This is a genomic window from Sulfurovum sp., assembly GCF_036568385.1.
Classification (GTDB): Bacteria; Campylobacterota; Campylobacteria; order Campylobacterales; family Sulfurovaceae; genus Sulfurovum.
In genome coordinates, this window is record NZ_DATCSP010000026.1 from 76,011 (window position 1) to 82,756 (window position 6,746).

Below are 6,746 nucleotides of genomic sequence, written 5' to 3' on the forward strand. Positions count from 1 at the left end.
GCGTTAGCTATGGTGTAGCAGCAGGAGATAGATGATGAAAAAAGAGATTCCCAACACATTTCGGCAAGGCTTTGTACTGCTGCTCCTTTTTATGGCTCTGGCAGGCTTCATCGGGATGGTCCGTGAATTTCTGATCGCCCTGATCCTTGCTGCGATCTTTTCCGGACTGCTCTATCCCTTTTACCGCAGGATCCTTGATCTTTTCAAAAACAGGTCTGCATTGGCCGCGGGTACCACACTGCTCATTACTGCTCTGGCCGTCGGCCTGCCGTTGGCCGCCTTTACAGGCATGGTCACAAGCGAAGCCATAGAGATCACTAAAAAAGCACGTCCCATCGTAAAAGAAGCGTTAGACAATAATCTCTCTTTCGGCGAAAGACTACCCCACTGGTTCCCTTTGAAAGAGAAGCTTGAACCTTTCAATGAGACCATTGTCAAAAAAGCCTCCGAAGCCACCAGTGCGATGGGAAGCTGGGTGGTTTCAAGCCTCTCCAGCGCCACCAAAGGAACCGTAGGTTTTTTGATCAGCCTTTTCATACTCTTCTATGCCATGTTCTACTTTTTGATGCATGGCCCGCAGTCACTGCGTTCCTTTGCCTCTTTGCTGCCTCTTTCGGAAGAGGACCGGGAGGAAGTGATGAACCGCGGGCTGATGGTGACCAGGGCCTCCCTGAAAGGGATACTGGTCGTAGGACTGTTTGAGGGGGTATTGGTCGGATCGGCATTATGGTTCACAGGGATCGAAGGATCAGTGTTCTGGGGGAGCGTGGTATTCCTTCTTGCTGCTATTCCGGGACTTGGGGCTTCGCTGGTATGGCTGCCTGCAGCGGTCTACCTGCTGATCATAGGGAATACGGGATATGGTATAGGTCTTCTTATATGGGGTGCAGTGATAGTAAGTATGGTTGACTATCTGATACGCCCATGGGTCGTGGGAAGTGATGCCAAGCTGCCTGACCTCGTGATCCTGATATCGATCTTTGGAGGGATCATCTCCTTCGGTCCTGTAGGCATTATTATCGGTCCGGTGATAGCGGCGCTGCTGGATACGATACTGACCATTTATAAAAAGACGTTTCACCACCTGTTGCCTTCTTGAACAGGGATGAAAATACGTTAAAGGCGATACACGATGATAAGATGGTTTTTTTTACAGATCTTGCTGCTGACAGTAGTACCGTGCTTACTCTTTGCCGATACTGAAAATATCAAAAAGGATTTACAGATGCCAAAAAACAAGAAAACCGTTTCCCTGGTACTTGGGAGCGGCGGTGCAAGAGGATATGCGCACATCGGTGTCATTGAAGTTCTTGAAGCGAACGGCTATCAGATCAAGACCATTTCGGGATCTTCCATGGGCGCATTGATAGGAGGACTTTATGCGGCAGGCAAACTGGATGCCTATAAAGAATGGGTACTCTCTCTGGATTTTCTGGACACGATCAAACTGGTGGATGTTTCGCTTGCGGACGGGGGAATGGTGAACATCGACGCGGTTTTCAAAAAAATAGAAGCGATGATCGGCGATGTTACCATAGAAGAGCTGCCTGTCACTTATATGGCGGTCGCCTCGGATATCAAAAACCAACAGAAAATATGGTTCAAAAAGGGAAAACTGATAGATGCGATACGGGCCTCCATCGCGATACCGACAGTCTTCACCCCGGTGATCAAAGAGGATATGATCCTTGTGGACGGAGGGGTACTGGACCCGCTGCCCATAGATTCTGTATCCTCAGAGCCTAACGATATGACGATCGCTGTCAACCTGAACGCCAATATCGAAAACACCTATAGGGTAGAGGTGCCTGAGAGAGAAGAAAAAGAAGGAAACAAACTCTATAGAAAGGCCGTAGAGCTACTGGACAAAGCCCATAAAGCGATAGGTACAGATGCGCCTGAAGAAGAGAAGCCGATAGATATTCTCTATATACTCAACAAAAGTCTGGATGCCACGCAGAATCTCATCATAGAGAATACGATCAAGGAACATCAGCCCGACCTGATGATAGAGATCCCCAGAGATGCCTGTGAATCGTATGAGTTCGACAAGGCCTATCAGATGATCGAGATAGGCAAAAGGGCCACAGAAAAAAGTTTCGAACGGTAGACCGGGAAGCTACTCATAGCGTAATGCATCGATAGGGTTCATCGCAGCGGCTTTCCGTGCAGGGATGATCCCGAATAGGATACCGATCAGCATGGAGAAGACCAGCGCCACCACCGTGATAGAAGGATCGATGACCAGTACGATGTCAAGCCAGTTCGCCACACCCAAGGTGATCAGTATCCCTGTGACTATCCCTACGATCCCTCCAAGGCCGGAGAGTACGATCGATTCGATCAGGAACTGTATCAGAATATCTTTGGCCATCGCCCCCACGGCCATGCGTATGCCGATCTCCCGTGTACGCTCTGTCACGGAAACCAGCATGATATTCATGATCCCTATGCCCCCTACGATCAGAGAGATCGCAGCCACGGCACCCAGCATCACGGTCAGCACGGTGGTCACCTGTGAGATGGTATCAAGCAGTGCGGTCATACTTCTGACCTGAAAGTCATCATCAACAGGATTTTCGATATGTCTGTGCTCCCTGAGCACTCTCTCTATCTGGATCCTTGCCTCCTCCAAAGGAACGTTCTCCTTCACGGCCGCCATCATCAAATGCAGGTTGTCACTCCCGCTTATGCGCCGCTGAAACAGACTGTAAGGGATCAACACCACATCGTCCTGGTCCTGTCCAAAGGTATTTGCACCTTTTGACTCAAGTACGCCGATCACCTCGCAGGAAAAGTTTTTGAGACGGATCTTGTTCCCCATGATCGAGTCGGGAGTGGCAGAAAGGTTCTTGATGATGCTCTGACCCAGGATACAGACCTTCTGTCCTGTTCTGAGTTCATTCTTTTCAAATTCCCTCCCTTCCTCGAGTTTCCAGTTCTGTATCTGCAGATACTCATTTTCGACACCCCTGATACTGGTACGGTAGTTCTGTTCCCTGTAGACCACCGTCATGGAACCGTTCTCTACGGGTGAGATCGCATCGAGCGCATAGATGGAGGAGCGAATGATCTCAAGGTCCTTCTTTTTGAAAGGTTTTTCTACCGCCCCTGCCGTTCCGGGACCTCTTCGCTGCCCGGGGATGATATAGAGGGTATTGCTTCCCAGCTGCTCCACGCTCTGGGTGATGGACTCGCTGGCGCCTTTACCTATATTGACCATCGCGATCACGGAAGCGATACCGATCACGATACCCACCGCAGTGAGCAGTGAACGCATCAGGTTGCGTCTGATCTCGCGCAAGGCCTGTAAAAATGCATTACGAAACACGATGAACCTCTTTTTCGATCTCCCCGTCACGAAGATAGATCGTTCTTGAAGCATAGGCCGCTATGTCATCTTCATGGGTGACCATGATGACCGTGATGCCCTGCCGGTTAAAGGTTCTTATCAGCTCCATGATCTCATGGCCGCGTTTGGTGTCAAGGTTCCCCGTAGGTTCATCCGCAATGAGGATCTTTGGATGCGTCACCATCGCTCTGGCGATCGCTACACGCTGCTGCTGTCCTCCCGAGAGCTGTCCGGGGTCATAATAGAGCCTTTCTTCCAGCCCTACATCCGTGAGTGCTTCGGTTGCCATGCGTTTGCGTTCTTTGCTGTCGATCCCCTGATAGATCAAGGGGACTTCCACATTCTCCAGCGAGGTCGTTTTCTTTAAAAGGTTGTACCCCTGAAAGATGAACCCCAACAAATGTCTCCGGAACAGTGCACGCTGGTCAGCACTCAGTGAACCGATCTCGGTGCCGAAAAACGTATATTCCCCTCTGCTTGGCACATCGAGCGTACCCAGAATATTCAGAAGGGTCGATTTCCCGCTTCCGCTGGGCCCCATGATGGCGACAAATTCGCCTTCCTCGATATCAAGGTCTATGTCTCGCAGTACGGTGTTCTCGGCAGCGCCTTTCCCATACACCTTGCTGATCTTCCTCAAGGAGATCATGGCGCTTTTTCCTGATTGACGATGATCTGCTGCCCCTCCTGAAGGTCACCGGTCTCTATCGCGCTTAACGGACCGCTGTTGCCCAGTACTTTGACATAGACCTTTTTAGGCGCACCCTCTTCAAGTATCCATACATGAGGCTTTGGGTCCACCACTATCTTCTCTTTGCTCTCCCCTCCGAAAAAAGATCTGGATGCAGGCTTGACAGGGATGAAGAGCAGCGCGGCCCGTTTGACCACATAGACATTCTTAAGCGCCTTCGTGACGATGTCCGCCTCGACGCTCATTCCCGGTTTGAGCAGCAGTGCTTTGTTGTCCACTTCCATGATCGCTTTATAGGTCACGACATTTTCAAGCAATTCGGAATTGATCCTGACCTGACGAATCGCTGTATCGAAGGCGGCATCGGGATAGGTATCGACCGTGAAGCTTGCTTTCTGTCCTGCTGCGATCTTGCCGATATCCGCTTCATCGATGCTGATCTGAAGCTCCATCTTGCTCAGGTCCTTTGCGATGCTGAAGAGCACGGGGGTCTGGAAGGTCGCTGCTACGGTCTGTCCCGGCTCGATATTCCTCACCAGCACGGTGCCGTCTATCGGCGAATAGATCTTGGTACGTTCGAGATCATACTCTGCGGACTTTAAAGCGTGGCTGGCCTGGGCTATCTGGGCTTCGGCATTGGCGATCTGCGCTTTGGACAGCAGGTAGTTCGCCCACTCTCTGTCCCAGTCGCTTTGTGTGGGCAGTGTTCCTTTGGAGGATGTTCTGAGCTTCTGATACCGCTCCACGGTCGTTTTTGCCTGAAAATGCTGCGCCTCGGCACTCTGCAGCGTCGCTTTTGCCATTTGCAGTGCCGCTTTGGCCTTGTCATAGGCACTTTGGTATTTGGTCGTATCGAGGCGGGCGAGAAGATCCCCTTTTTTCACCTGGTCATTGTAGTCGACATACACCTCTTCGATGGTACCGGAGACTTCCGTACCTACGTCCACGCTTTCCAGGGGCTGGATGTAACCGCTGGCCGAGACCATCACGGAAAGATCCCCTTTTTTCAGCGCTTCCGTGACATAATGGTATTTCAACCCCTGGCTCTCTCTGCCAAAGAAAAGATAGAGTCCCAGAAGCACCAGGAGGATGAAAAGTATGATCCATCTGCTCCATTTGAGTCTGTTACTGTGATAATTGATGATCTTTTGCATCTCTTCCATCTGGCGATCCTTGTGGATATCGGTACACGCTAAGTACTATAGTGCTATTCTAACATAACAGAGCTTTGCCGAAAAGCCGATCCAAAAAGGGCTTCTGGCGGGCTCAATGCGTGATCCGGATTTGACATGTGATATTTAATCTCCTATAATGGAGCAAAAGCGCAAAAGGAGAAAGAGTGAATATACCCGACAGTATCCTCCAGGAAGTAAAAAAAGTTGCCTATCAGTGGCAGAAAGAGATACAGGTTTCCCGTAAAGGGAAAGAAGAAGATTTTCACAAAATGATGTTGAAAATGTTGAAAAATCCTGTCAACAAGATCTTTCTGATCGAGCTTCTGGACCAAAGCTTCCGGTCCAAAGAGCCTGACAGGGTGGCAGATCAGATCGATCATATCTTTGAAAAATACAAAAGTACAGATTTTTTCTCCGAATTTGAACAGATCCTGATCTGGCTCTTCCGTGATGTAGGTATCTACGTCAGTTCGATCTCCATCCCTTTGTTCATCAAATATCTCAGAAACGATATCAGCTCCATTGTGATACAGGGCGAAGACCCAGTACTTTCGAAGCATATGAAAGGCAGAAGGGCAGAGGGCACAAGGGTCAATATCAATGTCATAGGAGAGGTCGTACACAGTGAGACCGAAGCCAATAGAAGGGTCGAAAAATATGTGAAGATGCTTGAAAACCCCGATATAGACTATCTTTCATTGAAAATATCCAATATGTTCTCCCAGATCATTCCCCATGCGCATGCACATAACGTGGAAGAGATATCCACACAGCTGGAGCGGGTCTACAGAGCGGCGAAAGCACACACCTATAGAGATAAAGAGGGTCAGGAGCAGTATAAATTCGTCAATCTCGATATGGAAGAGTACAGGGACATCAGGATCACAATGGACGCGTTCAAGAACGTCTTGTCCCAGGAGGAGTTCATGGACCTGCATGCGGGTATCGTGATCCAAACCTATCTGCCTGATGCGATGATCTATATCAGAGAACTTGCGACGTGGGCAAAAAAGAGGGTAGAGAACGGCGGCGCACCGATTAAGATACGTATCGTCAAGGGTGCCAACCAGGAGATGGAACTGACAGAGGCTTCCCTTCGCGGATGGCCCAATGTCACCTATGCGCACAAAGCCGAATCGGATGCCAATTTCAAGATCGCCATGGATTATCTGCTCGACCCTGACGTGGCTCCGTACGTACATACCGGCATTGCTTCGCACAACCTATTTGACCAGGCCTTGGGAATGCTGCTGGCCAAAGACAGGGGCGTGGAAGACTATGTAAGTGCTGAGATGCTCGAAGGGATGAGCGAAGCTGCCTACACTCTGCTCAAAAAGCAGGGGCTCAATGTGATCCTTTATGCCCCTACGGCAACCAAAGAGACCTTTACGAACGCGATCGCGTACCTCGTAAGGAGATTTGATGAAAACACGGCAGAACAGAACTTCCTGCGGCACAGTTTTGGGCTTGAGGTCGATACACCGCAGTGGGAGCATCTCATCCAGACCTATGATGATGCGATCGCAGC

At 49.9% G+C, this 6,746-nt stretch carries 6 protein-coding genes; 3 read left to right on the top strand and 3 right to left on the bottom strand.

The genetic code is table 11. The annotated features are described in order from the left end of the window. Positions 1 to 34: 34 nt before the first annotated feature. Both VIM88_RS03085 and VIM88_RS03090 read left to right on the top strand, forming a co-directional pair. Positions 35 to 1,099 carry an AI-2E family transporter gene (locus VIM88_RS03085; RefSeq protein ID WP_331861417.1) on the top strand — a complete coding sequence of 355 codons (1,065 nt, stop codon included), beginning with the start codon at positions 35 to 37 and terminating at the stop codon, positions 1,097 to 1,099. A 33-nt stretch (positions 1,100 to 1,132) separates the two neighbouring features. Next, a complete protein-coding gene (locus VIM88_RS03090) occupies positions 1,133 to 2,110 on the top strand; it encodes a patatin-like phospholipase family protein (protein ID WP_331861418.1) in 978 nt (325 codons plus the stop codon). Positions 2,111 to 2,119: 9 nt separating this feature from the next. Here VIM88_RS03090 and VIM88_RS03095 read toward each other — a convergent pair whose 3' ends face one another. The 3 genes from VIM88_RS03095 to VIM88_RS03105 are packed head-to-tail and all read right to left on the bottom strand — an operon-like array spanning position 2,120 to position 5,206. Next, positions 2,120 to 3,331, bottom strand: a complete 1,212-nt coding sequence (locus VIM88_RS03095) for an ABC transporter permease (protein WP_331861419.1) — start codon at positions 3,329 to 3,331, stop codon at positions 2,120 to 2,122. After that, entirely contained in the window at positions 3,321 to 4,001 is a 681-nt protein-coding gene (locus tag VIM88_RS03100) for an ABC transporter ATP-binding protein (RefSeq protein ID WP_331861420.1), read from the bottom strand. The genes VIM88_RS03095 and VIM88_RS03100 overlap by 11 nt, the downstream gene beginning before the upstream one ends. Further along, the gene (locus VIM88_RS03105) at positions 3,998 to 5,206 is read right to left on the bottom strand and encodes an efflux RND transporter periplasmic adaptor subunit (protein WP_331861421.1); all 1,209 of its coding nucleotides are present in this window, start codon (positions 5,204 to 5,206) and stop codon (positions 3,998 to 4,000) included. Before VIM88_RS03105 ends, VIM88_RS03100 begins: the two co-directional genes overlap by 4 nt. A 176-nt stretch (positions 5,207 to 5,382) precedes the next feature. Between VIM88_RS03105 and VIM88_RS03110 the strand changes: the two genes are divergently transcribed. After that, the coding region (locus VIM88_RS03110) for a proline dehydrogenase family protein (protein ID WP_331861422.1) at positions 5,383 to 6,746 on the top strand (1,364 nt) is incomplete at its 3' end.

Coding starts and splice junctions, on each gene's coding strand:
- VIM88_RS03105 (WP_331861421.1), bottom strand. CDS start 5,206: ATGGAAGAGATGCAAAAGATCATCAATTATCACAGTAACAGACTCAAA.
- VIM88_RS03085 (WP_331861417.1), top strand. CDS start 35: ATGAAAAAAGAGATTCCCAACACATTTCGGCAAGGCTTTGTACTGCTG.
- VIM88_RS03090 (WP_331861418.1), top strand. CDS start 1,133: ATGATAAGATGGTTTTTTTTACAGATCTTGCTGCTGACAGTAGTACCG.
- VIM88_RS03100 (WP_331861420.1), bottom strand. CDS start 4,001: ATGATCTCCTTGAGGAAGATCAGCAAGGTGTATGGGAAAGGCGCTGCC.